At 66.4% G+C, this 24,524-nt stretch carries 24 protein-coding genes and 1 tRNA gene; 13 read left to right on the forward strand and 12 right to left on the reverse strand.

All coding sequences use genetic code 11. From position 1 onward, the window contains the following. Nucleotides 1–2: 2 nt before the first annotated feature. From BR71_RS15780 to BR71_RS15800, 5 genes are all read right to left on the reverse strand, one after another. A complete protein-coding gene (locus BR71_RS15780) occupies nt 3–392 on the reverse strand; it encodes a 5-carboxymethyl-2-hydroxymuconate Delta-isomerase (protein WP_043639611.1) in 390 nt (129 codons plus the stop codon). Further along, complete coding sequence (gene hpaD / locus BR71_RS15785) at nt 373–1,257, reverse strand: 3,4-dihydroxyphenylacetate 2,3-dioxygenase (protein ID WP_043590029.1); 885 nt, start codon at nt 1,255–1,257, stop codon at nt 373–375. Before hpaD ends, BR71_RS15780 begins: the two co-directional genes overlap by 20 nt. 87 nt (nt 1,258–1,344) lie before the next feature. After that, complete coding sequence (gene hpaE / locus BR71_RS15790) at nt 1,345–2,814, reverse strand: 5-carboxymethyl-2-hydroxymuconate semialdehyde dehydrogenase (protein WP_019101019.1); 1,470 nt, start codon at nt 2,812–2,814, stop codon at nt 1,345–1,347. Further along, on the reverse strand, nt 2,811–3,593 hold the full coding sequence (locus BR71_RS15795; RefSeq protein WP_043639615.1) for a fumarylacetoacetate hydrolase family protein: 783 nt from the start codon (nt 3,591–3,593) through the stop codon (nt 2,811–2,813). The genes hpaE and BR71_RS15795 overlap by 4 nt, the downstream gene beginning before the upstream one ends. Beyond that, complete coding sequence (locus BR71_RS15800; protein WP_043639618.1) at nt 3,590–4,261, reverse strand: fumarylacetoacetate hydrolase family protein; 672 nt, start codon at nt 4,259–4,261, stop codon at nt 3,590–3,592. Before BR71_RS15800 ends, BR71_RS15795 begins: the two co-directional genes overlap by 4 nt. A gap of 254 nt (nt 4,262–4,515) precedes the next feature. Between BR71_RS15800 and hpaA the strand changes: the two genes are divergently transcribed. Continuing rightward, a complete protein-coding gene (gene hpaA, locus BR71_RS15805; protein WP_043639684.1) occupies nt 4,516–5,418 on the forward strand; it encodes a 4-hydroxyphenylacetate catabolism regulatory protein HpaA in 903 nt (300 codons plus the stop codon). Between the two features lie 11 nt (nt 5,419–5,429). On the opposite strand, the gene BR71_RS15810 is transcribed toward hpaA, so the two are convergent. Continuing rightward, on the reverse strand, nt 5,430–6,437 hold the full coding sequence (locus BR71_RS15810) for a helix-turn-helix domain-containing protein (protein ID WP_052370681.1): 1,008 nt from the start codon (nt 6,435–6,437) through the stop codon (nt 5,430–5,432). A gap of 285 nt (nt 6,438–6,722) precedes the next feature. On the opposite strand from BR71_RS15810, the gene BR71_RS15815 reads away from it, so the two are divergent. The 5 genes from BR71_RS15815 to BR71_RS15835 all read left to right on the forward strand — a co-directional run bounded on the left by BR71_RS15815 (nt 6,723) and on the right by BR71_RS15835 (nt 12,643). Beyond that, nucleotides 6,723–8,222 (forward strand): aldehyde dehydrogenase family protein, encoded by a 1,500-nt coding sequence (locus BR71_RS15815; RefSeq protein WP_043639621.1) that lies wholly within the window; start codon nt 6,723–6,725, stop codon nt 8,220–8,222. A 40-nt stretch (nt 8,223–8,262) separates the two neighbouring features. Further along, nucleotides 8,263–9,594 (forward strand): aspartate aminotransferase family protein, encoded by a 1,332-nt coding sequence (locus BR71_RS15820; RefSeq protein WP_043639625.1) that lies wholly within the window; start codon nt 8,263–8,265, stop codon nt 9,592–9,594. A 262-nt stretch (nt 9,595–9,856) separates the two neighbouring features. Further along, nucleotides 9,857–10,573: a phosphatase PAP2 family protein gene (locus BR71_RS15825; protein ID WP_162179226.1), complete on the forward strand. Its 717-nt coding sequence runs from the start codon at nt 9,857–9,859 to the stop codon at nt 10,571–10,573. Continuing rightward, nucleotides 10,570–12,072 carry an APC family permease gene (locus tag BR71_RS15830; protein ID WP_043639629.1) on the forward strand — a complete coding sequence of 501 codons (1,503 nt, stop codon included), beginning with the start codon at nt 10,570–10,572 and terminating at the stop codon, nt 12,070–12,072. Before BR71_RS15825 ends, BR71_RS15830 begins: the two co-directional genes overlap by 4 nt. Continuing rightward, the gene (locus BR71_RS15835; RefSeq protein WP_043639632.1) at nt 12,053–12,643 is read left to right on the forward strand and encodes a DUF3156 family protein; all 591 of its coding nucleotides are present in this window, start codon (nt 12,053–12,055) and stop codon (nt 12,641–12,643) included. Before BR71_RS15830 ends, BR71_RS15835 begins: the two co-directional genes overlap by 20 nt. A 102-nt stretch (nt 12,644–12,745) precedes the next feature. Here the strand turns inward: BR71_RS15835 and hpaR are convergent, their stop codons facing one another. After that, on the reverse strand, nt 12,746–13,183 hold the full coding sequence (gene hpaR / locus BR71_RS15840; RefSeq protein ID WP_052370685.1) for a homoprotocatechuate degradation operon regulator HpaR: 438 nt from the start codon (nt 13,181–13,183) through the stop codon (nt 12,746–12,748). A gap of 128 nt (nt 13,184–13,311) precedes the next feature. On the opposite strand from hpaR, the gene BR71_RS15845 reads away from it, so the two are divergent. Beyond that, nucleotides 13,312–14,106 (forward strand): SDR family NAD(P)-dependent oxidoreductase, encoded by a 795-nt coding sequence (locus BR71_RS15845; protein ID WP_043639634.1) that lies wholly within the window; start codon nt 13,312–13,314, stop codon nt 14,104–14,106. 16 nt (nt 14,107–14,122) lie between these two features. Here BR71_RS15845 and BR71_RS15850 read toward each other — a convergent pair whose 3' ends face one another. From BR71_RS15850 to BR71_RS15870, 5 genes are all read right to left on the reverse strand, one after another. Then, nucleotides 14,123–14,947, reverse strand: coding sequence for a MoaF C-terminal domain-containing protein (locus BR71_RS15850; RefSeq protein WP_043639636.1), 825 nt, complete (start codon nt 14,945–14,947; stop codon nt 14,123–14,125). Nucleotides 14,948–14,975: 28 nt separating this feature from the next. Further along, a complete protein-coding gene (locus BR71_RS15855) occupies nt 14,976–16,088 on the reverse strand; it encodes a class II histone deacetylase (protein WP_043639639.1) in 1,113 nt (370 codons plus the stop codon). Beyond that, nucleotides 16,085–17,248 (reverse strand): MFS transporter, encoded by a 1,164-nt coding sequence (locus tag BR71_RS15860; protein ID WP_043639642.1) that lies wholly within the window; start codon nt 17,246–17,248, stop codon nt 16,085–16,087. Before BR71_RS15860 ends, BR71_RS15855 begins: the two co-directional genes overlap by 4 nt. Nucleotides 17,249–17,366: 118 nt before the next feature. Further along, the gene (locus tag BR71_RS15865; RefSeq protein ID WP_052370686.1) at nt 17,367–18,152 is read right to left on the reverse strand and encodes a substrate-binding periplasmic protein; all 786 of its coding nucleotides are present in this window, start codon (nt 18,150–18,152) and stop codon (nt 17,367–17,369) included. A 169-nt stretch (nt 18,153–18,321) separates the two neighbouring features. Further along, nucleotides 18,322–18,397 (reverse strand) — tRNA-Ala (locus BR71_RS15870). 176 nt (nt 18,398–18,573) lie between these two features. Between BR71_RS15870 and hpnC the strand changes: the two genes are divergently transcribed. The 6 genes from hpnC (at nt 18,574) to radA (ending at nt 24,518) form a co-directional block, all read left to right on the forward strand. Next, nucleotides 18,574–19,386, forward strand: coding sequence for a squalene synthase HpnC (gene hpnC / locus BR71_RS15875; protein WP_043639645.1), 813 nt, complete (start codon nt 18,574–18,576; stop codon nt 19,384–19,386). Nucleotides 19,387–19,608: 222 nt separating this feature from the next. Further along, nucleotides 19,609–20,454 carry a presqualene diphosphate synthase HpnD gene (hpnD, locus tag BR71_RS15880; RefSeq protein WP_043639649.1) on the forward strand — a complete coding sequence of 282 codons (846 nt, stop codon included), beginning with the start codon at nt 19,609–19,611 and terminating at the stop codon, nt 20,452–20,454. A gap of 7 nt (nt 20,455–20,461) precedes the next feature. Next, a complete protein-coding gene (hpnE, locus tag BR71_RS15885; protein WP_043639653.1) occupies nt 20,462–21,730 on the forward strand; it encodes a hydroxysqualene dehydroxylase HpnE in 1,269 nt (422 codons plus the stop codon). A gap of 60 nt (nt 21,731–21,790) precedes the next feature. Next, nucleotides 21,791–22,546, forward strand: coding sequence for an SDR family oxidoreductase (locus BR71_RS15890; protein ID WP_043639657.1), 756 nt, complete (start codon nt 21,791–21,793; stop codon nt 22,544–22,546). Between the two features lie 16 nt (nt 22,547–22,562). Continuing rightward, the gene (locus BR71_RS15895) at nt 22,563–23,129 is read left to right on the forward strand and encodes a hypothetical protein (protein ID WP_043639660.1); all 567 of its coding nucleotides are present in this window, start codon (nt 22,563–22,565) and stop codon (nt 23,127–23,129) included. Between the two features lie 27 nt (nt 23,130–23,156). Then, complete coding sequence (gene radA / locus BR71_RS15900) at nt 23,157–24,518, forward strand: DNA repair protein RadA (protein WP_043639664.1); 1,362 nt, start codon at nt 23,157–23,159, stop codon at nt 24,516–24,518. Nucleotides 24,519–24,524 lie beyond the last annotated feature (6 nt).

Here is a 24,524-nt window from a genome sequence, read left to right on the forward strand (position 1 = left end):
CCTCAGGAGGGCTGGCGGAAACGTTGGTGCACATTGTTGTGCTTGAAGTTGAGCGTGGCGGACAGTTCGGTCAGCTCGAAGCTGAGCGCCAGGTAGCGCTGGTCGAACAGCGGTTCGAAGTGGCGTTGGATCAGCGCGAATACCTGCTCGGCGGTGGCGCTGCGCTGCGCCTCGGTGCGCCCGCTGCCTATCTGCAAGGTGCAGTGGACGAAGGCGTAGTCGGCTTCCCCGTCGGCCATGCGCCAGGTGTCCAGCCAATGGGCGCGGCTGCGGATGCCAGCGAGGGGAAACAGGCCGCTGGCGGCCAGGCAGTCGTGCACCTGGCGGAAGAGCTCCGGCAGGTTGGCCTGCTCGCGAATATTGTCGGTGCATTCAGCGATGAAGTGCGGCATGGCGCTCTCCCTGAGGTTCCACCGGCAGCACCGCGTTGATCTGGCCGGTGCCGGAGCTGCCGAAGTAGGGGGTGATGATTTCCGCGCGGCCTCGGTAGTTGTCCCAGCCCAGCGCGCCCAGCAGCATGGCGGTGTCGTGCATGAAGCCCTCGCCGTGGCACTTTTCGGCGTACTCCGGCAGCATGTCGCAGAAGGTTTTCCAATCGCCGTCCAGCCACATGGAGATGACTTCTTGGTCCATGCTTTCCAGGAAGGGGCTCCAGGCTTTGTGCAGGTATTGCTCCGCGGTGCCGTTCTGGGCGAAGCGGTGCGACAGCGAGCCGCTGGCGAAGAAGGCCACGCGGCCGTCGTAATCGCGCTCCACCGCCTCGCGCATCGCCGCGCCCAGTCGCGCGCTGTCGGCCAGATCGTGCACCGTACACAGCGCGGCCACGGATACCACCTTGAAGTGCTGGTCGGCGTTCATATAGCGCATCGGCACCAGGGTGCCGTACTCCAGCGGCAGCGTGGTGGCGTCGTGGGCGCGGGTATGTACCCCGGCGGCGGTGGCGGCTTCGGCCAGCAGCTTGCCCAGAACGGGATTGCCCGGGTAGGCGTAGGGCATGTTCTTGATGAAGTGCGGCAGCTCATTGCTGGTGTACACGCCTTCGAAGGCCGGCGCGCAGTTGACGTGGTAGCCGGAGTTGACCAGCCAGTGGGTGTCGAACACCACTATGGTGTCCACGCCCAGTTCGCGGCAGCGGCGGCTGATCTCCTTGTGGCCGTCTATGGCCGCCTGGCGGCAACCTTGATGCGGGCCGGGCAGTTCCGACAGATACATGGACGGCACGTGCGTGATCTTGGCCGCCAGGGCTAGGGTTCCCATTGCGTTCTCCTTTGTGCTGCGCGGGCGCTGCGCCCGCGCGTCGTTCCGTTTGCGGAAGCGGCCGTCTGGGCGGCCTTGGCTTGCGTGTCAGCGGGTTTCCACGCCCCAGCGCGGGATGAAGTGGCTGCCCATGGAGACGCAGACGTTTTTCACCTCGGCGAAGGCTTCGAAGCTGTATTCGCCGCCCTCGCGCCCAACGCCGGACGCCTTGACGCCGCCGAAGGGCTGGCGCAGGTCTCGCACGTTCTGGCTATTGACGAAGACCATGCCGGCCTCGATGCCGCGCGCCAGACGGTGAGCCTTGCCGATGTCCTGCGTCCAGATGTAGGAAGCCAGGCCGTAGTCGACGTCGTTGGCCAGCCGCAGCGCCTCGGCTTCGTCGCTAAAGCGCAGCAGGCAAGCCACCGGGCCGAAGATTTCCTCCTGGGCGATGCGCATGCGGTTATCGACATCGGCGAATACGGTGGGGCGGATGAAGTGACCGGCGGCCAGCGCTTCGGGCAAGCCGGCCGGACGCTCCAGGCCGCCGGCCGTCAGCCGAGCGCCTTCCTCCAGGCCGATGCGGATATAGCCGGTGACTTTGTCGTAATGCTGGCGGGTGATCATCGAACCCACCTGGGTGTTGGGGTCCTGCGGGTCGCCGACGATCAAGCGTTGAGCGCGGGCGGAGAATTCGGCGACGAAGCGATCGTAGATGCCGTTCTGGACGAAGATGCGGCTGCCGGCGGTGCAGCGTTCGCCGTTGAGAGAGAAGATGGTGAACAGCGCGGCGTCCAGCGCGCGATCGAAGTCGGCGTCGTCGAAGACCAGCACCGGCGATTTGCCGCCCAGCTCCATCGAGTACTTCTTCAGCCCGGCGTTTTGCATGATGCGGCGTCCGGTGGCGGTGCCGCCGGTGAAGGACACCGCGCGCACGTCCGGATGGCTGACCAGGGCTTCGCCGGCGCTGGCGCCGTAGCCCTGCACCACATTGAACACGCCGGGCGGGATGCCGGCCTCCAGCGCCAGCCGGCCCAGCTCGTTGGCGGTCAGCGGCGACAGTTCGGACATCTTCAGCACCGCGGTGTTGCCCAGCGCCAGGCAGGGCGCGGTCTTCCAGGTGGCGGTCATGAAGGGCACGTTCCACGGCGATACCAGCGCGCACACGCCCACCGGCTGGTACAGCGTGTAGTTGAGCATCTGCTCGTCCACGGGATAGCTGTGGCCGTTCATGCGGGTGCAGACTTCAGCGAAAAAGTCGAAGTTGTGCGAGGCGCGGGGGATCAGCACATTGCGGGTCTGGTGGATGGGCAGGCCGGTGTCCAGGGTTTCCAATTCCGCCAGCCGCGGGACTTCGCGCTGAATCAGCTCGCCCAGCTTGCGCATCAGCCGCGCGCGCTCCTTGGCCGGCGTGGCCGCCCACTTGGGAAAGGCCGCCTTGGCGGCGGCCACCGCCAGGTTGATTTCCTCGGCGCCGCCCGCAGCCACTTCGCCCAGCGCTTCGCCGGTGGCCGGGTTGTAGTTGACGAAGCTGTCTTGGCTGGCCACTTCGCGGCCGTTTATCCAGTGTTTGATCATGGGGTTTCCTTTTCCGCGTTCCGGCGCGCAAGCCAGTCCGTTTCGCTGATGATGTGATTGAGCAGCCGGCCGACGCCCGCGATTTCCACGACGACTTCGTCGCCGGGGCGCACGTCGGACAGGCCTTGAGGCGTGCCGGTGGCGATCATGTCGCCCGGCTGCAGCGTCATGAAGGCGGACAGGTATTCGATCAGGAAGGGGATGTCGAACACCATGTCGCGGGTATTGCCGCTTTGGACGCGGAGGCCGTTGACATAGGTGGCCAGCTCCAGGCAATGCGGGTCGGGCACGTCGTCGCGGTCCGCCATCCATGGGCCGATGGGGGTGAGGCCGTCGCGGTTTTTCACCCGCAGATTAGGCCGGTAGTAGTTTTCCAGATAGTCGCGCACCGCGTAGTCGTTGCATACGGTGTAGCCGGCGACATAGTCCATCGCCCGCGCGCGCTTCACCTTGCGCGCGGTCTTGCCTATCACCGCCACCAGTTCGCACTCGTAGTGCATATATTCAACATTGTCCGGCCGCATTGATTGTTGGCGGTGGCCGGTCAGAGTGGCGGGCGTCTTGAGGAACACCAGCGGTTCGCTGGGCGGTTTGAAGTCCAGTTCGGCGGCGTGGTCGGCGTAGTTGAGGCCCAGCGCGAACAGCGTGCCTTGGCACGGCGGCAGCCATTCCACCTCGGTTTCGCCCAGGCGGCGGCCGTCCGGCAGCACGATGGCGCCGTCGGCGTCGGCCTGCGCGCGCCAGGTTTGGCCCTGGTAACGGATGCGGGCGTGTCTCATTGGATATCCTCCTCGGCCGCGACGATGTTTTCCAGGCGGCCGATGCCGTCTATTTCCACCGCCACGGTGTCGCCCGGACGCAGCCGGGCGCTGCGCGGCGGGGTGGCCACGATCAGCAGGTCGCCGGCGTACAAGGTGAGGAACTGGCTGACGTCGGCGATCAACTGGGCGACGCCGCGCAGCCAGTCGGCGCTGTCGTTGGTTTCGGCCAGCGCGCCGTTGACGTAGGTGCGCACCTGCACCCGTTGCGGATTGATGGCGTCAGGGCCGGCCTCGGGGCCGATGGGGCAGAATCCGTCGCGGCATTTGGCCTGGATCGCCGGCCGGTAGAAACTGGTTTCGGCCAGGCTGACCTCGTTGACCACCGCGTAACCGCCGACGTGGGACAGGGCGTCGGCCGCGCTCACGCGGCAGGCGTCGCGGGCGATGCGCACGCCCAGCGCGCCGCCGGCGTAGACGGCGTCGGCATCGGCGGGAAAGGGAATGGGCGCGCCGGAGGCGCTGACGGTGTTGCGCGGCTTGACGAACAGCACCGGCGCTTGCGGCGGACGCTGGTAGGGGGCCTGTTCGAACTCCGCCGCCAGCGCCGCCTGCAGACGGCGGTGGTTGAGCGCCGCGCCGTAGATGGCCGCCGGCCGCTCTGTTGCGGCGTCTAGGACAAGGCTCATGCTTAACTCCTTGTTATTGAATGGGTTGCCGTTGTTCGAATATTCATTAACATGTTAAAGTTTATAACGATAACGGCGGGCTGCTGTCAATGTTTATCCATGTTGCATTGCGGGGAAAGCCGCGGAAAACCGCGCTTGGGCGGCGGCGGCCTTGTTTGCCGATTTGGCGCTGAGGCCAGAGCGGCGGTCTTTTGCAGAGAACATGCGGCAAGTGCGGCCGACTATGGCGAAAATGTCACAAGAGAGGGATGGCGATGAGCAGAAACCCGCGCGGCCTGGGCGCGCGCATACCGAATATCGACATCGGCAAGGCTTACGACAGCCCTTACGAGTCCGTCGACATCCATTGCGAATCCTTCGGACGGCTGGCGGCCTTTTTCGGCCGCAATATGCCGGTGCACAGGCACGACCGTTTTTTGCAATTGCACTACCTAGCCAGCGGCGATATCCGACTGCAGCTGGAGGAGGATCACTACCAAGCGCGCGCGCCGCTTTTGTTTCTGACCCCGCCCACGGTGCCGCATGCCTTCATCACCGGGCCGGAGGCCGACGGCCATGTGCTGACCTTGCGTCAGGAGCTGGCGCGCGGCTGGCTGGAGGAAGCGGGGCCGGATGCCTTGAGCGCGCCGTTCTGCGTGGAGCTGGGCGAGGTGCCGGCGGAATGGGCCGATATGGCGCGGTGGCTGCCCGAGAGGCTGGCGCAGCTGCAGCGGGAGAGCGAGGCCCCGGAGCCGGGCGCGGATCTGGCGCGGCAAGCCTTGGCCCAACTGGTATTGGTGGACGTGTTGCGGCTATCCGGCCTGCCGGGGCCGCGGCGGGGGCCACGTCGCGACGAGTGGCGGCTCTACCATCGCTTCAACGGCTTGATCGAGGCGCATTACCGTGAACACTGGAGCCTGGACCGCTACGCGGCCGAACTGGGCGTCAGCGAGGCGCGGCTCAACGACGTGTGCCGCCGGTTGGCGGACTTGCCGTCCAAGCGGCTGGCGCACGACAGGCTGTTGCAGGAGGCGAAGCGTCTGTTGATCTATTCCCCCGCCTCGGTGCATGCCATCGCCTATGAATTGGGCTTCAAGGACCCCGCTTACTTTTCCCGCTTCTTTCAGCGCCTGGCGGGCTGCCCGCCCAGCGACTACCGCGCGCGCCGCCAGGCCTGAATCCGCGCGGCCTAGTGCGTCGCGTCGTGGACCGATTCCAGACCGCGCGCGCTGGGAGGCGCGCCCAGGTGGGCCAGGGCGCGGGCACGGGTGTGGGACGGGGCTTCGCCGAACAGCTTGCGGTAATCGCCGGCGAAATGCCCCAAGTGGTAAAAGCCCCAGGCCCCGGCGGCGTCTCGCACGCCGTGGCCGGCTTGCGTGGGGTTCAGCAGCATGCGGCGCACCGCGTTCAGGCGGATGGAGCGCAGATAATCAACCGGGGTGGTATCCGCCACCAGCTGAAAGCTGTTTTGCAGCGTGCGGCGGCTGACGCGCAGACGGCTGCACAGCTCCAGCACGGTCACCGGCTCGTCCGGCTTGGCCAGCGCCAGCGCCTGGCTGCGCCTGACGATGTCGCAATGAGTGGCGAAGGTCAGGTTGCCGAGGCGCTCGCCCAGCGCGAGGTCCGCCAGCGCGTCTTGCAGCAGGTCCAGCAACTGGTGCTGAATCACTTTCTGGTTGCCGGCGTAGGACAGCAGGGCCGGGTCCAGCAAGGCCTGTTCGAACACGCCGTTCAGCAGCGCGCGCAGCGCCGCCAGCGCGGCCGGGCGGGCGGGGAACACCGGGGTCTTGCCTCGCGCCTCGCGCAGCGGGCGGCACAGCGCCGGCGTCAATTCGGCCAAATCCTCGTAGGGCACCGACACCTGAACCGAATCCGCGCCCGGCGGCAAGTGAAACACGAAGTCCTCGCCGCCGCGCAGCGCCATCAGGGCGTTGTCGGGCACGGCGACGCCTTGCAGGCTCAGCGGCGACGGCGCGCGGATGGGCAGCGCGAAATGGATCATGCCGCCGGGCGCGCGCCCTTGCTGCACCACGCGCTGGTTGAAGCTCTCGCGGAAGATGTCCAGGCGCGAGGTGCGCACTCGGCTCAGGGTGCTGCGGAAACGCCCGCCGCTGATCTGGCTGTATAGCTGCTCCCAGCCGGGCAGGGCCTCGGCGTGCAGGTGGGCGTCGTCAAAACAACGGGCTGCGGCAATCATCTGCTTTCTCCGGTGGGTGGGGGTGGAGTCCGCCTGTTTTCGGTCCCATGTTCTGGGCCGCAAAATGATTAATATGTTATTCAAATCGAAATGTCCAGCCTTCCGTGGGATGGTTAGCCGTTGTTTTTACTGAATGTTTCCATCTGGCGACATGCTGCGCCGCAACGCGAAGGGCCGGTCCGCGCTTTGCCGATTTGGGATAAGCCGCGGCGGCGACGCTGGGTATATTGAGCCATCGCCGGCCGCGCTCACGCGGCGGCAAGCTTGATTGAAAAGGAGACGCGGATGGATCAAAACCTGGTGCCGGTGCTGGAGTCGGTGCGGGCCTTTCTAGAGCGGGAACATGGGCTGTGGATAGACGGCAAGCCGCGGGCGGCGCTGTCCGGGCGGCGCAATGAGGTGCGCAATCCGGCCAGCGGCGGGGTGATCGCCAGCGTGGCGGACGGCGAGGCCGCCGATGTGGACGCGGCGGTGGCCAGTGCGCGGCGCGCCTTTGAGTCGGGCGTCTGGTCCGGCTTGCGGCCGGCCGAGCGCGAGCGCGTGTTGCTGAGGCTGGCGGATTTGCTGGAGGCGCATGCCGAGGAGCTGGCGCAGCTGGAAACGCTGAACCAAGGCAAATCCATCCACCTGGCCCGAGCCATCGAGGTGGGCGGCTCCATCGAATACGTGCGCTATATGGCGGGCTGGGCCACCAAGATCACCGGCGAAACCCTGGACGTGTCGATTCCGGCGCCACCGGGCGCGCGCTTCACCGCCTTCACCCGGCGCGAGCCGGTGGGTGTGGCCGCCGGCATCGCGCCGTGGAATTTCCCATTGATGATTGCCTTGTGGAAAACGGTGCCGGCCTTGGCGGCCGGTTGCACCGCGGTGTTGAAACCGGCCAGCGAGACGCCGCTGAGCGCGCTGCGTCTGGCGGAGCTGGCGCTGGAGGCCGGCGTGCCGCCGGGCGTGTTCAACGTGGTGACCGGGCGCGGCGAAGTGGCGGGCCGCGCGCTGGCCGGGCACCCGCTGATCGGCAAGGTCAGCTTTACCGGCTCCACCGAGGTGGGCAAGGCCGTCGGCCACGCCGCGCTGGACAATATGACCCGGTTGGCTTTGGAGCTGGGCGGCAAGAATCCGATGCTGGTGCTGGGCGACGCCGACATCGACCAGGCGGTGAAGGGCGCTTTGCTGGGCGGTTTTCTCAATCAGGGCCAGGTCTGCGCCGCCGCCTCGCGGCTGTACGTGCATCGTAGCAAATTCAATATGTTCGCGGAGGCGCTGTCCGCCGCCGTGGCCGGCATGCGCTTGGGGCCAGGCATGGATCTGGATGCTCAGGTCAACCCGCTGGTGTCGCATCGGCGACAGCAGGCGGTGTGCCGGCTGATAGAGCGCGGCCGCGCCGCCGGCGCCCGAGTGTTGACGGGCGGCGCCGCCGCCGATCTGCCAGGCTATTTTGTGCAGCCGACGGTGATGACGGACCTGGCGCCGGACAACCCGGTGGCGCGGGAGGAGGTTTTCGGTCCGGTGCTGGCGCTGATCCCTTTCGACGAGGTGGACGAAGCGGTGACGCTGGCCAACGACACGCGCTACGGTCTGGCCGCCAGCGTGTGGACCAATGATTTGTCGGCGGCGCTGGACATTGTGCCGCGGCTGCAGGCCGGCACGGTCTGGGTCAATAGCCATATTCCGCTGGACCCGGGTATGCCCTTCGGCGGTTACAAGGAATCCGGCCTTGGCCGCGAATTCGGCAAAGGCGCGGTGGAGAGTTTCACCGAGATCAAATCGGTCTGCATCGCCCATTGAGCGCGGACGCGTTTCCACTTTAGAGATTCAGGAGAAAAACATGTCTTACGACACTGCCCGTTTCTGGCACCCGATGCTGCATCCCAACGCAATGAAAGAGCGGACGCCCATCCGCATCGTGCGCGGCGACGGCTGCCACGTGTTCGACGACCAAGGCCGCAAGCTGGTGGACGGCGTAGCCGGCTTGTGGAACGTCAACGTCGGCCACAACCGCGCCGAGATCAAGCAGGCGATCGCCCGGCAATTGGACGAACTGGAGTATTTCCAACTGTTCGACGGCATCTCCCATCCGCGGGCGGAGGAACTGTCCGCGTTGCTGATCGACATGTTGCGGCAGGAGGACATGGCGCGGGTGGTGTTCAGCTCCGGCGGTTCGGACGCGGTGGAAACCGCGCTCAAGCTGGCGCGCCAGTATTGGCGGCTCAAGGGCCAGCCGGACCGCGTCAAGTTCATTTCGTTGAAGCAGGGTTACCACGGTACTCACTTCGGCGGCGGTTCGGTCAACGGCAACACGGTGTTCCGCCGCAATTACGAGCCGCTGCTGCCCGGCTGCTTCCATGTGGAGACCCCGTGGCCTTACCGCAACCCGTTCACCGAGGACCCGGAGGAACTGGCCGAGATTTGCGCGCGGATGCTGGAGCGCGAAATCCTGTTCCAGAGCCCGGACACGGTGGCGGCCTTTATCGCCGAGCCCATCCAGGGCGCCGGCGGCGTCATCGTGCCGCCGGCCAGCTATTGGCCAAGGGTACGCGAGGTGTGCGACCGCCACGGCGTGTTGTTGATCGCCGACGAGGTGGTCACCGGCTTCGGCCGCTCCGGCTCCATGTTCGGCAGCCGGCTGTGGGGAGTGAAGCCGGACATGATGTGCCTGGCCAAGGGCATCTCCTCCGGTTATCTGCCGCTGGGGGCCACCGTGGTCAATCAGCGCGTGGCGGACGCCTTCGCCGCCAACGGCGATTTCGGCGGCGTCATCATGCACGGCTACACCTACGCCGGCCACCCGGTGGCCTGCGCCGCCGCTCTTGCCAATCTGCGCATCGTGCAAGAGGAAGACCTCCCGGCCAAGGCGGCGGAAACCGGCGCCTACCTGCTGGAGCGGCTGCGGCCGCTGGCCGAGCGTTATCCGGCGGTGGGCGAGGTGCGCGGCAAGGGACTGATGCTGGCTCTGGACCTGGTCAAGGACAAGTCCAGCCGGGAACCCATCGATCCGCAAAGCGGTTACGCCGACAAGGTGGCGGAAATCGCCCGCCGGGCCGGCGCGCTGGTGCGGCCGGTGGGCAGCAAGATCATTCTGTCGCCGCCGCTGGTGTTGCAGCGCGAGCACGCAGACGTGATTGCGACGGCCTTGGAGGCCGGACTGGCCGAGGCCTGAGGAACGTGTTCATGATCTCGCGTGCAAGGGCGAGACAAGGCGAAAACGGCTGAAAAAGCGCAGTGAGCACATGATACAGGAGCGCTTTGAAGACGTTTGCAAGGCTGTATCGCAGCCGCATAGCAGATCGTGAACAGGTTCTGAGGCGTTTCATTGGCTGCCTATATGCGTCGGCCTGCCTGCGGCTGGGCTGACGCCAAATTCATAAGGAGGCGCTATGTCATCCTGTTTTTCATCACGCCCCGCGAGTGTGAGCGGGCGCTTGCTCCAACTGATGGCCTGCATGGCATTCGTCGGCGCGTCTGGTTTCGCCGGCGCGGAGGCCGCTCCGTATCTGGCCGCGGGCGAATTGCGGCTCACCGACTATCTGGCATCGCCGCCGGCCGACGCCGCGACGCAAGCCGAGGATAGACGCGCGGTTCTGGACGCCCAGCGCCGGCGCACACCGGAGCAGGAGGCCAGAGCGCGTCGCGACGATGTCTGGCGGGATGCGGTATTTTCATTCGGCCAAGGCATCTTGCCCGATGGTTTCGAGGCCGGGCGGCTGCCGCTGACACAGCGCTTTTTCAGCCGGGCGCAGGATGATCTGGTCCAGACGCTGTTGCCGGCCAAGAAGCAATACGGCCGCCCCAGACCTTACGAGCAGGACACCTCGCTCCGGCCGCTGCTGCCGCCGCCGGTAGGGGATGCTTATCCCAGCGGCCATGCGATGTTCGGCTATCTGGCCGCCACCTTGCTGGGCATGGCCGTGCCGGAGAGACGCGACGCGCTGTTTGCCCGAGCGCGGGAACATGCGGCCAGCCGGGTGATTGCCGGCGTGCATTACCCCAGCGACCTGGCCGCCGGACAAGTGGCCGCGGCCGCGCTGGCGGCCCGGTTGATGGCGACTCCCGCCGCCGTGGCCGGATTCGCCGCGATGAAGGCCGAACTGCGCGTCAACGGCTTGGCCGGCGCAAATAACGAAGAGGAGCAGCCATGACGCTAAACGAACGGCTGGCCCGCAGCCTGAACCGCGGCGTGGTGGGCTTTCCGGTGGCGTTGGCCAGTTCGGTGGGCGTAGTGATGGCCAGCCCGGTGATACTGACCGCCACCAGTGGCTTTGGCATGGCCGGCGGCACTTTCGCCTTGGCGATGCTGATCGCCTATCTGATGATGCAGGCGCAGGCCACCACTTTCGCCGAAGCGGCGGCGATGCTGCCGACCTCCGGCGCGGTTTACGATTACATCAGCGCCGGCCTGGGCCGGGGGCTGGCCATCGCCGGCACCCTGTCGGCCTATCTCTTGGTGCACGTGTTCGCCGGCACCGCCGAGACCATTCTGTCCGGCATCATGGCGCTGGTGAATTTTGATCATCTCAACACCATGCTGGAGAAAAGCGGCAGCGCCTGGATGGTGGGCGTGGGCCTGGTCATTGTTTTCGGCGCGCTCAACGCGCTGGGAGTGACGCTGTTCGGTAAGGCCGAGGTGGCGCTGACCTTCGGCATGTGGGCGACGCTGACGGTGTTTGGCGTGGCCGGCCTGCTGCGCGCGCCGGCGGTGGATTTGGGCGGCTGGTTCGGCGCGCCGCTGCGCTTGGACGATCCAGGCTTGCTGCTTAGCCTGGTGGGCATGGCGATGTTCATGTTCGTCGGCGCGGAGCTGGTGACGCCGCTGGCGCCGGAGCTGCGCGACTCCGGGCGCGCCATTCCGCGGGCCTTGAAGATAGGGCTTAGTGGCGTGGCCGTCACCATGCTGTTGTACGGCGCTGCCATGGTGCGGCAGGTGGCCAATACGCCGCTGGATCCGGCCCATCCGGACGGACCGAGGCTGCTGGACACGCCGATGGCGCTGCCGGCCTTCGCCGAGCGGGTGATGGGGCCGTTCGGCAAAATCTGGCTGGGCGTCGGCCTGCTGCTGGCCGGCGCGGCGACGATCAACACCCTGATGGCGGCGTTGCCGCGCATTCTGTACGGCATGGCTCAGGACGGCGCTTTGCCGCGCTGTTTCGCCTATCTGCATCCGCGTTTCAATACCCCGTGGTGCGGCATCGCGGCCGCGGTGCTGATTCCCTGTATCCATGCCTGGCTGATTCAGGGCGATCTGGACCGCATCATGCCCTTGGTGCTGGCCGCGGTCTGTTCCTGGGGCGTGGCCTATCTGCTGGTGACGCTGTCCGTGGTGCGGCTGAGACTGACGCGGCCGGATTTTCCGCGCGCTTACCGCTCGCCGTGGTTTCCGCTGCCGCAGATCGGTTCCGCGCTGGGCATCGTGCTGGCGATCTGTTTCATCACCCCGCCGGGCATGCAGGCCCGCGACATCTACGTGCCCTTTGGCTGGATGCTGGGGTTGACCCTGGTGTACGCGCTGCTGTGGACCTTGCTGGTGCAGAAGGTCAACCCTTTCCGGCCGGTGCCGCTGGAGCAGATTTTGAACGCGCAGCCTTTGGACGAGGACGACGCTTTGCGGCGGGAGCTGGAACGTGTGGCCGCGGCTGGCTGAGGCTTGGCGCAGGCCGGGCGGCTATTGTCCGGGCGCGATGCTGACGCGGCTTAGCCTGGACTGGCCGGAGCTGGACAGTCAGGCCGCGGAGGAGGAAGGGGAGCGGTGTTTTCGGTTTCCGCATGGAGACTGGAGTTTTTCCGCGCGTGAGCGGGTGGAGGCGGGCTGGCTGGCGCATTTGGTGGCCTGCGAGTTCCGGTTGACGGTGCCCGGCGCGCCGGGCCGCGCGCGCATTCGCCTGCGCCACGGCGGCTTCTGGCGCCGCAGCGGCATTGTCGTTGATTTGCTGGACGGCGACGCCGCGGCGCTGGCACCCCTGCTGGAGCGCTTGCGCGCGGACGCGGATTTGCGCGTTGCCCTGTCGCCGCTGGACTTCAAGCGTTGCGAGCTGCATGGCGGTCAGGACGGCTGGCAGGTGCGTCTGGAGCCTTATGGCGCCAGCGAGGTGGCCTGCCGCCTGCCGCCGTTGCGGCGATACATCGGCCTGCGCGGGGTGCAGGGCCTGGCGTTGTTGGCCAGCCTGGCCGCTTGCCGCCGCGCCCTGCTGGCCGAGGAGGCGGGGCGGAGCTAGACATCAGCGAGCGTCGCTGCGTTTCATCCTCTCTATCCATGGTGACTCGCGGAGGGGCGGACCCTCGTCCGTCGCGGAAACAGGATCGTGAACAGCTTCTCATTACGGCGCGGGCAGGTTTTCCAACTCGTCCAGCAATACCAGCAAGGTCTGCAGCTTGGCAGGGGAGAAATGCGTCTCGATCCGTCGGTAGCAGTCATTGGAGAGTGGGATGACGCGTTGGGTCAGCGTCTTGGCGTGCGGTGTGGGCGTGACGATCAAGCGGCGGTTGTCGCTTCGGGCGCGGTGGCGGTACACCAGATCATCCCGTTCCATGCGCGTCAGGATGCCGCTGAGGCTGGGCGGGTGGATGCCGGCGCGCTGGGCGATCTCGCCGGCTTCCATTTCACCGCGCTCCGCCAGCAGGCGCAATACGCGCCATTGTTGTTCTGACAGCCCGTGCCGGCTCAACACCGGTCGAAAGTAGGACATCACCGCTTCGCGGGCGCGCAGCAAGCGTTGCGGCAGTTGATATTGATAGGGGCGTTGCGTGGGATCCATGGCGGCTCCTTCGATTCAAGTCTCGTGAAAAGGGCGGGGATGGCCGGACGATTAAATGAATATATTAACATAATGCCGGCGAGCCCCTCCGACGAGCTTGACGGCAAACTAGGCCAAAGGAGGCTGCGATGTCCTTGCGAGATAAAACCATTGTGATCACCGGCGCGGGTTCCGGCATCGGCGCGGCCTGCGCGCGGCGTTTCGCCGCCGAAGGCGCGTGCGTGGCCCTTGTGGGGCGGCGGGCGGGGCCTCTGTTGGCGCTGGCGGAGGAAACCGGGGGCCTGGCCTTGGCGGGCGACGCCGCCGACTCCGCGCTTTGGGAGGATTTTCTCTCGCGCATCCACGCGCGGTGGGGGCGGGTGGACGGTCTGGCGGCTTGCGCCGGCGGTCTGGGCATGGGCGCGGCGCTGGAGACCGACGACGAGGCCTGGCGCGCCGCCATGCGCGCTAATCTGGACACCGCCTTCGTCAGCGCTCGTGCCTGCCTGCCGGACCTGATGCGACAGGGCGGCGGGATGGTGCTGATGTCCTCCATCGCCGGCCTGGCGGCCGGACCGCAAGCATGCGGCTATGTCGTGGCCAAGCACGCCTTGCTGGGGCTGGCCCGGTCGCTGGCGCGCGACTACGGACCGGCGGTGCGGGTGAACGCGCTGTGTCCGGGTTGGGTGCGCACGCCGATGGCGGACGAGGAAATGCGGCCGCTGATGGCGGCCCATGGCGAAGATCTGGAGGCCGCCTACCGGCGGGTGACCGCCGACGTGCCTTTGCGGCGGCCGGCTACGCCGGAGGAGATCGCCGCGATCTGCCGCTTTCTATTGTCCGACGAGGCCGCGATGGTCAGCGGCGCTTGCCTGACGGCCGACGGGGGCGCGACGCCGGTGGATGTGCCGACGCTGGCGTATGCGCGGCTAGAAAGGGAATGAAGACCGGCGCGGGCCTTTAACCGCGAGTGTGGTTGACGACGCTGGCCCGCGCGCCCACCCGGAAGTTGCGGGTGGCGCCGAAATCCCCGTCCTGATAGCCGAAGATCTTGCCGTCGGTGCGCATTTGCTCCAGGTCGATCAAGATCACGCCCAGAGTGGGAATGATTTTTTCGCGCCAGACGAATAAATACAGCCGCTCCGCCACCTGATAGTAGTGGCAGCGGTCGACGTCGGCCAGGCCGCGCTCCACGCCCTCCAGACAGTGCCAGGCGTAGAGGCCGTCATTCAGGTAAATGTGCTCGTAGCACTCGGTGGGGCTGTAGCGGTAGCGGTTGCGCATGCCGATCAGTTCGCGGCTGGGCGCGTGCGGCGGGACCGCGGTGGCGGGCTGGTTAACGGCGCCGTGGAGGAATTCGACTTCCACCCCGGTCAGTTCCAGCTGGCGCTCCACTCGGTCGAATGCGCAAATCCGCGTCGCGGCGGCGTCGGGCAGCCGGCCCCGGACCAAGGTGAAGCGGCCGCGCGCCAAGTCCAGGATCAGGCTAAGCGACTGCGCGGCCGGGCCTTGGTGGAGGAAGTCGACGAAATAGACGCCTGGCCGCAAGGAACTGGCGTGGAAGCCGTTCATGTCCGTCAGCGACGAGGCCAGCCCCGGCTGGACAATGGCGACGCTAGCGTCGCCGTCGGACTCAAGCCGACAATCCGCTACGCTGTCGTCGTCGAAGCACAGCCGCAGGCTTTGGCCGTCGAGTTCGGCGCAGCGGGGCAGGGCCAGGCTGTCGGGCGCGAAGCCGTCGGCCAATGCGCCGACCTGGATGAATTCGGGGGTGACGTTGGACATATCGCTTCTCCTTGATGATTGAGCGCGTTCAAAACCCGCGTTGCTCGGCTTGCGCCTCCAGCAGGCGAGCCTGCAGTTCGCGCATCGGCGCGCCCGGCTGTTGAGCGACGATCAGTTCCAGCAGCGGATCTTCCACCTCGGTGCGGACGCCGGACAGCGCTTCCAGCGCGGCCAGGCCGCAAAAGGGCACATAGGCTTCGGAATAACCGCCTTCGTGCAGCAGGACCAACCGTCCGTTCGCCTCGGCGTCGGCGTAGTCGGCCAGCTGCCGCGTCATGGAGCGGAAGGTATCGCTGTGCGCTTGCATCCTGGCCAGCGGGTCGACGGCGTTGGCGTCGTAGCCGCAGGCCACGATGATCAGCTCGGGCCGGAAACGCCGCAGCGCCGGCAGGACCAGCAAGCGCATCGCGTCCAGATAGGCCTGGTGGCCGCCGCCGGGCAGCAGCGGAATATTCAGATTGGCGTCCAGGCCGTCACCCTCGCCGCGATCCTCGGCTCCGCCGGAACCGGGCGGATAGCAGCCATCCTGATGCAGGGAGAGGGTCAACACGTCGCCGCGTTGGTAAAAAATCGACTGAGTGCCGTTGCCGTGGTGCACGTCCCAGTCGACGATGGCGACGCGGCTCAGGCCGTGGCGGGCGATGGCCAGCTCCGCGGCTAGAGCGGCGTTGGCCAGAAAGCAGAAGCCCATCGCGCCGTCAGCCGAACAATGGTGGCCGGGCGGACGCGACAAGGCATAGGCCTTGTCCGCCTCTCCGGCAAGCACGGCGTTCACAGCGGCCCAGGCCAGGCCGGCGGACAACTTGGCGATTTCATAGCTGCCGGGGCCGATTGGCGCTTGCGGTCCCAACTCGCCGCCGCCGGCGTCGCTGAGCGCCTTGAAGCGTTGCAGATAGGCGGCCGAGTGCACGCGCAGCAGGTCGTCTTCGCCCAGCGGCGGCGCGCTGCGCACTTGCAGCCGGGCGCTGAGGCCGGACACGTCCATCAGGTTTTTCAGGCGGCGTTTGCTGTCCGGGGATTCCGCGTGGCCGCTGCCGGATGGCGGTTGCACCCAGCCGCCCACCGGCAGAATCTGCGCGTGAGGGCCGACGCTGTGCCACAGACAGAGCTCGTCGAAGAAAAACGCGGTGCGGGAGGTCATTGCGGGCTCCTTGCCGTTGCGGGCCGCAGCGTCAGCAACAGGGCCAGCGACAAGGCGGCGAGCCCAATGGAGACGAGCAGCAGGGTTTGCGGGTTTTGGCCGTGGGCGGCCATTAATTCGCCGGCCAGCGACGGCCCCAGCGCCAGGCCGCCGCCGATGGCCAGGTTGACGGTGTTCATCAGCCGGCCGCTGTGATCCAGTGCGGCCAGCGTGGCCAGAATAAAGGGCAAGATGAAGGTCCACGCGTATTTGAAGACGAGCGCCGCCGCCGCGAAGCGCCCGACGCGAGGCGCGCCCAGTAGCAGCGCCAGCGCCAGCAGCATCAGCCCGTAACCGGCGATCAGCAGACGGCGGCGTTGACCGCGCCCGCCAATCGCCGCGGCGCAGACGGAACCGGCGATGCCCATCAAGGTGGCGAGGGCCAGCCAGTCGCCGCTTTGTTCGGGCGTCAGCCCCGCTTGGCCGGCGATGCTGCCGATGAAGGTCCAGGTACCGCTCAGGCTGATGTAAAAGCATAAGGTGGCGGCCGCGCCGATCACCACCGGGCGCCAGGGCGGCGCTTTCGCGCCGGCTGGCCCGCCTGGCTTGGCCGCAGAGGGCGGAAACCAGCGGGCCAGGGGCAGGCACAAAGCCATCAGCGCCGCCAGGCTCAGATAACAGGCGGCGATGCCGTAGCGGGCGAACCAAGCCGGAAACAGAACCAGCCCCAAAGCGCCCAGTGCCAACTGGCCGGAGACCCACAGGCCGTAGGCGCGGTCCGGATTGGGGCTGGCCGCGGCGGTGGACAGGCATAGAATCATCAAGGAGCCGCCGGCCAGCGCGCTGAGCAGCCGCAACGGCAAAAGCTCGGCGTAAGTGGAGGCGAAACAGGAGGCGAGATTGGCGGCGATGAACAGCCCGCCGGCGCAGGCGGCGGCGCGGCGCCAGTCCACGCGTGGCAGCCATAGATAGGCCGGCAGCGTCGCCAGGCTCATCGCGCCCAGCTCCACGGAGAAAAGGCGGCCGATTCGTTCGGGCCCCAGGCCAAACTGGGTGGCCAATTGGCTGGCCAGCGCCGGGGCGGTCATTAGCACTAGCGGCGCGACGGCGGCGAAGGCGATCAGGGCGATCAGGCCGCCGCGGACGGGCTCGGCGGTATGGACGGGCAGGCGAGCGGTCATGTTTCCCCCGGCGGCGTGAGTCGTAAACCAGGCTTACGCTCGCAAGAATCGCGCGGAGGTGCAAGCGGGCGGGCGGCGCTTTGCCGATTTGGGATAGCGGAGACGCAACACGGCGGCGTCAGCGGTTGAGTTGGCGCAGCGCGTCTTGCAGGGCTTTGTGGTATTCGGGGGATTCCCGCGTGTGGGCGATGGCTTCCCAGAATTGGCGGGTCAGCTTGGGGTGGCTGTCCGCGAAGTTGTGGGAAAAAATCAGGTAGTAAGGCTTGGCGACCAGATCCGGCCCCACTTTTTCTACTCTGTCCCTATAGACAGGGTTGCTCGCCAACAGGTTGTCGCCGGTCAAGGTGGGCAGGGCCAGGGCGCCGATGCGGTGCGCCAGCAGCTTGTTCAGATTCTGCTCCGGGTTGCGCGAGCTGTCGTCAACCGGCGCGCCCAGCGCCTGAAGCTGGGCGATTACCGAGAAGCCGGTCTGCGCGCCGACGGCGCCGTCGAGATGACTGAGGCTCTGGCCGTCCCATTCCAGTTTAGAGCCTTTCAGCCTGTACAGGCTGTAACCGTCCAGATGCATGCGCAAGCTTGGGTCTGGCGCGTCGCCCTTCATCGGATAGACGCCGATGCGCAGCCGCTCCGGCTTGAAGCTGATCTCGAACACGCCGTCGATCTGATTGTTCTGCACCTCGTTCAGGCAGCGTACCCAGGCCATTTCCCGGATTTCCAGCTTGATATTGGTTTTTTGGGCGGAAGTCTTCAGCATTTGCAGGCTCAGGCTGGGGCCGTTCTGGCTGCGCCATGGCGGGGAGTCCATGTCTTCGGTGCACAGCCGCAGGCTGGCGGGGCGCTGTTCGGCCGCGGCGCTGAGCGCGAATAAGGACAGCAACAGGAAGATCAGGCGGGCACGAGGCATGCGGGGCTCCGCGACGGGAGGCGGGGTGAACGTGCTTTAGTTATTTGCGCCGCAACAAAAAAAGGCAAGCGGGAAAATAGCGGGAGAGAAATGCAAAAAGCCGATTCATCAGAATCGGCTTTCGCTATGCGTGTCGCTGTATGCGATACGTCTTGCTGTGAGGCAGTTTTGGTGGAGGTAAGCGGGATCGAACCGCTGACCTCTTGCATGCCATGCAAGCGCTCTCCCAACTGAGCTATACCCCCGCACCGGCTGCGTTTCACAGTGCTGCGCAGTATATGGCAGGGTCCCGTGCTTGTAAATAGCTATCCCCATTTTTTTTGGATATTTTTACGAGGGGCGCGCGACCGGCGGCATAGGAGGGGCCGGGGCGCTCGGTTATAATCCCGGATTCGCCAGCCATACAACAGGAAGCAAGCCAATGTCGGTGGGGCATTACGAGAATTTCCCGGTGGGCTCCATTCTGCTGCCGCGCAGGATGCGCCGCGCCGTGCATGCGATCTACCATTTCGCGCGCTACGCCGACGATGTGGCGGACGAGGGCGACGACGCACCCGAACTGAGGCTGGCCGAACTGGACCGCCTGGGCGCGGAGCTGGAGCGCATCGGCGCCGGGCACACGCCGGCCACCGCCATGATGCGCAATCTGGCGGTGGCCATCGCCGAGCACGGCCTGGACTTGCAGCCGTTTCACGACCTGTTGGCGGCTTTCCGTCAGGATGTGGAAAAAACCCGCTACCGCGATTACGCGGAACTGGCGGATTACTGCCGCCGTTCCGCCAATCCGGTGGGGAGGCTGATGCTGGCCCTCTACGGCGAGAACGACAGGCGCTCGCTGGCGATGTCGGACGGCATCTGCACCGCGCTGCAACTGATCAATTTTCTACAGGATGTGGAGCTGGACTGGCGCAAGGGCCGGGTTTATCTGCCGCAGGAGGATTTGCAGCGCTTCCGGGTGACCGAGGAGCAGATCGCCGCGCGCGACGCCGGCGGCCTGTGGCAGCCGATGATGCGCGCCCAGATCGAACGCGCGCGCAAGATGTTGCAGGCCGGCGCGCCGCTGGGCAAAGTGCTGAAGGGCAGGATGGGGCTGGAACTGAGGCTGATCATTCTGGGCGGCGAGCGCATCCTGAAAAAACTGCACGACTCCGGCGGCGACGTATTCCGCAGCCGCCCGGTGCTGAACTGGCGCGACTGGCTCTATATGTTGTGGCGCGCGGCGCGCGCCAAATAAGAACCTGTTTACGATCTACTACGCATCGTGGAGCGTTACACGGTGAGTACGGCTTCAAAATGCTCATGTACCGTGTGTACACTCGGCTTTTTCAGCCGTTTTCGCCTTGTCTCGCCCTAGCTCGCGAGATCGTAAACACATTCGTAAGAACCGCGGCGCGATGACGATGAATATTATGAGAACGGCGGCCCTCCGCGGCCGCCGCTTGAACAGGAGTGGCGCGTGACGCCTGATCAGTATTGCGAAGACAAGGCTGCCGCCAGCGGCTCCAGCTTCTATTACAGCTTCCGTTTCTTGCCGGAGCCGCGCCGCCGCGCGATTACCGCGCTGTACGCTTTCTGCCGAGAGGTGGACGACGTGGTGGACGAATGCCACGACCCCAACGTGGCCAGCGCCAAGCTGGCCTGGTGGCGCGGCGAGGTCGCCAAGCTCTATCAGGGCACGCCGGAACATCCTGTGATGCAGGCGCTGCAGCCGCACGCTCGGGCCTTCGGCCTGCCGCAGAGCGAGCTGGAGGAAATCATAGACGGCATGGCGATGGACCTGAGCATGGTGCGCTATCAACGCTTCCAGGACCTGTTGCTGTACTGCCATCGCGTGGCCGGCGTGGTGGGGCAACTGGCGGCGCGCATCTTCGGCTACAGCGACGAGAAGACGCTGGAGTACGCGCACGAGCTGGGCATCGCTTTCCAACTGACCAACATCATCCGCGACGTGGGCGAGGATGCGCGCCGAGACCGCATCTATCTGCCGATGGAGGAGCTGCAGCGCTTCAACTGCCCGGCGATGGACATCCTGCACTATGAGGAAAGCGCGGCTTTCAAGGCCTTGATGGAATTCCAGATAGAGCGCGCGCAGCAGTACTACCGGCAGGCCTGGGACATGCTGCCCGCCGCGGACCGCAAGGCGCAGCGCCCCGGCTTGCTGATGGCGGCGATTTATCGCGCCACATTGGAGGAAATCAAGCTGGACGGTCCGGCCAAGGTGCTCAATCAGCGGCTGTCGCTGACGCCCATCCGCAAACTGTGGCTGGCATGGAAAACCTGGACCTTCGGCTACCGGGCGTGAGCCGACGATGAGCAAGCCGCGCGTTGCCGTGATCGGCGCCGGTTGGGCCGGGCTTGCCGCCGCGGTGGAGCTGGCCGGCCGGGCGGAGCTGACCGTGTTCGAAGCCGGGCGCGAGCCGGGAGGCCGCGCGCGCCGCATCGGCGTGCGGGGCAGCCGGCTGGACAATGGCCAGCACATTCTGATTGGCGCGTACCGGGAATGCCTGCGGCTGATGGCCGCGGTGGGCGTGGACGAGAGCCGGGCCTTGCTGCGCCTGCCGATGAACTGGCGATGCCAGGGCGGCATCAGCCTGAGCTGCCCGCGTCTGCCGGCGCCCTTGCACCTGGCGGCGGGCCTGCTGACGGCGCGCGGCATAAGCTGGCGCGACAAGGCGAGGCTGGCGCTGGCCTTGCAGCGTTTGAAAGGACAGGGTTGGCGGGTGGCGCCGGATTGCGCGGTGGCGCAATGGCTGACGCAGCAAGGGCAGTCCGAAACGCTGATCCGAGAATTCTGGCGGCCGCTGGTGCTCTCCGGCCTCAACACGCCGCCGGAACAGGCGTCGATGCGGGTGCTGGCCGCGGTGCTGCGCGACAGCCTGGGCGCGGACCGCGCCGCCAGTGATCTTTTGCTGCCCAGAGTGGATTTGTCCGCCTTGTTCCCTGAGCCCGCCTGGCGGTGGCTGGCCGAGCGCGGCGCAGATCTGCGCGCCGGCTGGCGCGTGCGCGGCGTGGCGGCGGATTCAACGGGGGTGAGCGTGGACGGCGAGCGTTTCGACGCCGCCGTGCTGGCGGTGGCTCCGTATCACGCGGCGGAGCTGACGGCGGATCCAACGCTGCGCCAGTTGACCAATGCTTATCGTTATTGGCCCATCTACACCGTCTATCTGCAGTTTGAGGGCGCGGTCCGCTTGCCGGCGCCGATGTGCGCCTGCAGCGGCGGCGTCAGCGACTGGCTGTTCGACCGCGGCGCGCTGATGGGCGAAACCGGCTGGGTGGCCGCGGTGATGAGCGCGCCGGAGCATCTGGACGCGCTTTCGCAAGAGGAACTGGCTGCTCTGGTGGAGGCCGACGTGCGCCGGCTTGATCCGCGCGCCGGCCGGCGGCTTGATTTCCGGGTGCTGGCGGAGCGGCGGGCCACTTTTGCCAGTTTGGTCGATATGAGGCGACCGGCGCAGCCAAGCCCGGTACAATCGCTTTATTTGGCGGGAGATTGGACGCATGCTGATTATCCTGCCACTTTGGAGGGGGCCGTCCGAAGCGGCGTCGCAGCCGCCCGCGCGGTGATTGGAAAACTGTGAGCCATCCAGCGGCCGCAGAGGCGCGCCGCTGATGGCCCTGATTACAAGATAGCGAAAAAAATGACGACAGATATCGCCTCTAACGCATTCAAGGACCGCGTGGTGCTGGTCACCGGCGCCACCCAGGGCATAGGCCGCGAGGCCGCGCTCACTTTGGCGCGGCACGGCGCCACCGTGGTGTTGCTGGCTCGCAGCGTCAAAGGCCTGGAGAAGGTCTACGATGAAATAGCGGCCGCGGGAGGGCCGGACCCGGCGGCGGTGCCGCTGGACCTGCTGAAAGCGGCGGAGGGCGATTTCAACAATCTGGCGATGATGATCAAGCGCGAGTTGGGCCGCCTGGACGGCATCTTGCATTGCGCTTCCCATTTTTACGCGCTGTCGCCGCTGTCCAATCAGACCGTGGAAGAGTGGATGGACCAGTACCGGATCAATACCGTGGCGCCGTTCGCGCTGACCCGCGCTTGTCTGCCGTTGTTGAAGGATTCTCCGGACGCGGCGGTGCTGTTCGTGGGCGAAACCCACGCGCTGCACCCTGCGCCGTACTGGGGCGGTTTCGGCGCGTCCAAGGCCGGCCTCAACTATCTGACTCAGGTGGCGGCCAATGAATGGGACGTTTACCCGCAATTGCGCGTCAACCAGCTGATTCCGGGGCCGGTGAATTCGCCTCAGCGCAACCGCACCCATCCGGGCGAGGACAAGTCCGAACGCGGCAATCTGTCCGAACTGATGCCGCATTTGCTGTACTGGCTGGGGCCCGCCAGCCAGGGCCGAAGCGGTGAGATCGTGGAACTGGATTTGCGCGCCCGGCGCGCTTGAGGGGAAGGGGCGAGGCATGAGCATAGGGCGATGGCTATGGTTGCCGCTGCTGCTGCTGGCGTTGACCGGCTGCAACTGGGTGGGCAACGTCACCGGCTTGACCAAGGACGCCAATAAGGCGATAGGCGCTGCCTGCCGTCAGACCGGCCGTTCGCTGGAAGAGTGCTATTTGCGCAATCCCGAAGCCGACAAGGCGGCGATCTACGCCGGCTGGCGCGAGATGAACGAGTACATGGCCAAAAACAAGCTGGACACCATGGAACCGCCCAAGGAAGCGTCCACCCCCGCCGGCATGCCGGCGCCCACCGCCAGCAGCCACGGCGCCGCGTCCGCGCCGGTGGAGAAATCCAGCGCCAATATCTCGCCCTCCGGCCCCAGGCCGCTGAGCAACGAAGAGGCCGAACGCGCAGCGCGCACCGATCCGCAAGTGGAAGCGGTGCTGGCGGCCATTCGCAACAAGCCCGCCGGCGAAGGCGGGGAAAAATCCAAGGCGGCCTCCGGCGGGGAGCCGGAGCAGAAACGCCTGCTCAACATCATCAATGAACTCAATAAGAACAGCCCTGCGCCTGGTTCGCACGGCTGAGCCCGTCCACTTCTTTCCGTTGTCCTGATGGCAAAAATCAAAACTGTTTTCAGTTGCGCCGAGTGCGGCGGTCAAACGCCCAAATGGCAGGGCCAGTGCCCGCATTGCAACGCCTGGAACACCTTGACCGAGGCGGTGCAGGCCGCGCCGGCGGCCAACGCCCGTTTCCAGTCCTGGAGCGACAGCGCCACCCAAGTGCAGAAGCTGTCCGATGTGCAAACCGAGGAAGTGCCGCGGGACCCGTCCGGCATCGACGAGCTGGACCGGGTGCTGGGCGGCGGCGTGGTGCGCGGCGCGGTGATTCTGATCGGCGGCGATCCCGGCATCGGCAAATCCACGCTGTTGTTGCAGGCGCTGTCCGAGATTGGCGCGCGCCGCAAGGTGCTCTACGTGTCCGGCGAGGAATCGCCGCAGCAGATCGCGCTGCGCGCGACCCGGCTGGCGGTGGCCACCGAGCGCGTTAACCTGCTGGCGGAAATCCGGCTGGAAACCATCCTGGAAACGCTGAAGCGCGAGCGGCCGGAAGTGGCGGTGATCGACTCCATCCAGACCCTGTACACCGACCAAGTGACGTCGGCGCCGGGCTCGGTGTCCCAGGTGCGCGAGTGCGCGGCGCAACTGACGCGGATGGCCAAGCAGACCGGCATCACCATTTTGCTGGTGGGACACGTCACCAAGGAAGGTTCGCTGGCCGGCCCGCGCGTGCTGGAGCATATGGTGGACACCGTGCTGTATTTCGAGGGCGATTCCCACTCCAATTACCGGATGATACGCGCGATCAAAAACCGTTTCGGCGCGGTCAACGAGTTGGGCGTGTTCGTGATGACGGACCGCGGCCTCAAGGGCGTGTCCAACCCCTCCGCCATCTTTCTGTCTTCCTACCGGGACGACGTGGCCGGATCCTGCGTGCTGGTCACCCAGGAGGGCAGCCGCCCGTTGCTAGTGGAGATCCAGGCGCTGGTGGACGATTGTCACGGCTTCCAGCCCAAGCGCCTGACCGTGGGTCTGGAACAGAACCGCCTGGCCATGCTGTTGGCGGTGCTGCACCGCCACGGCGGCGTCGCCTGCTTCGACCAGGATGTGTTCCTCAACGCGGTGGGCGGGGTCAAGATCAACGAGCCGGCGGCCGACTTGGCCATCATCCTGGCCATGGTGTCCTCCTTGCGCAACCGGGCGTTGCCGGAAAAGCTGGTGGTGTTCGGCGAAGTGGGCCTGGCGGGCGAGGTGCGCCCGGTGGCGCGCGGCCAGGAGCGCTTGAAGGAAGCGGCCAAGCTCGGATTCACCCGCGCCATCGTGCCGCAGGCCAACCGCCCGCGCCAGCCGATTGAGGGGTTGCAGGTGATTGCGGTGGAGCGGCTGGATCAGGCGGTGGAGTTCTGCCGCGAGTGAGCGGCA

This window comes from Chromobacterium haemolyticum DSM 19808 (assembly GCF_000711885.1).
Classification (GTDB): domain Bacteria; phylum Pseudomonadota; class Gammaproteobacteria; order Burkholderiales; family Chromobacteriaceae; genus Chromobacterium; species Chromobacterium haemolyticum.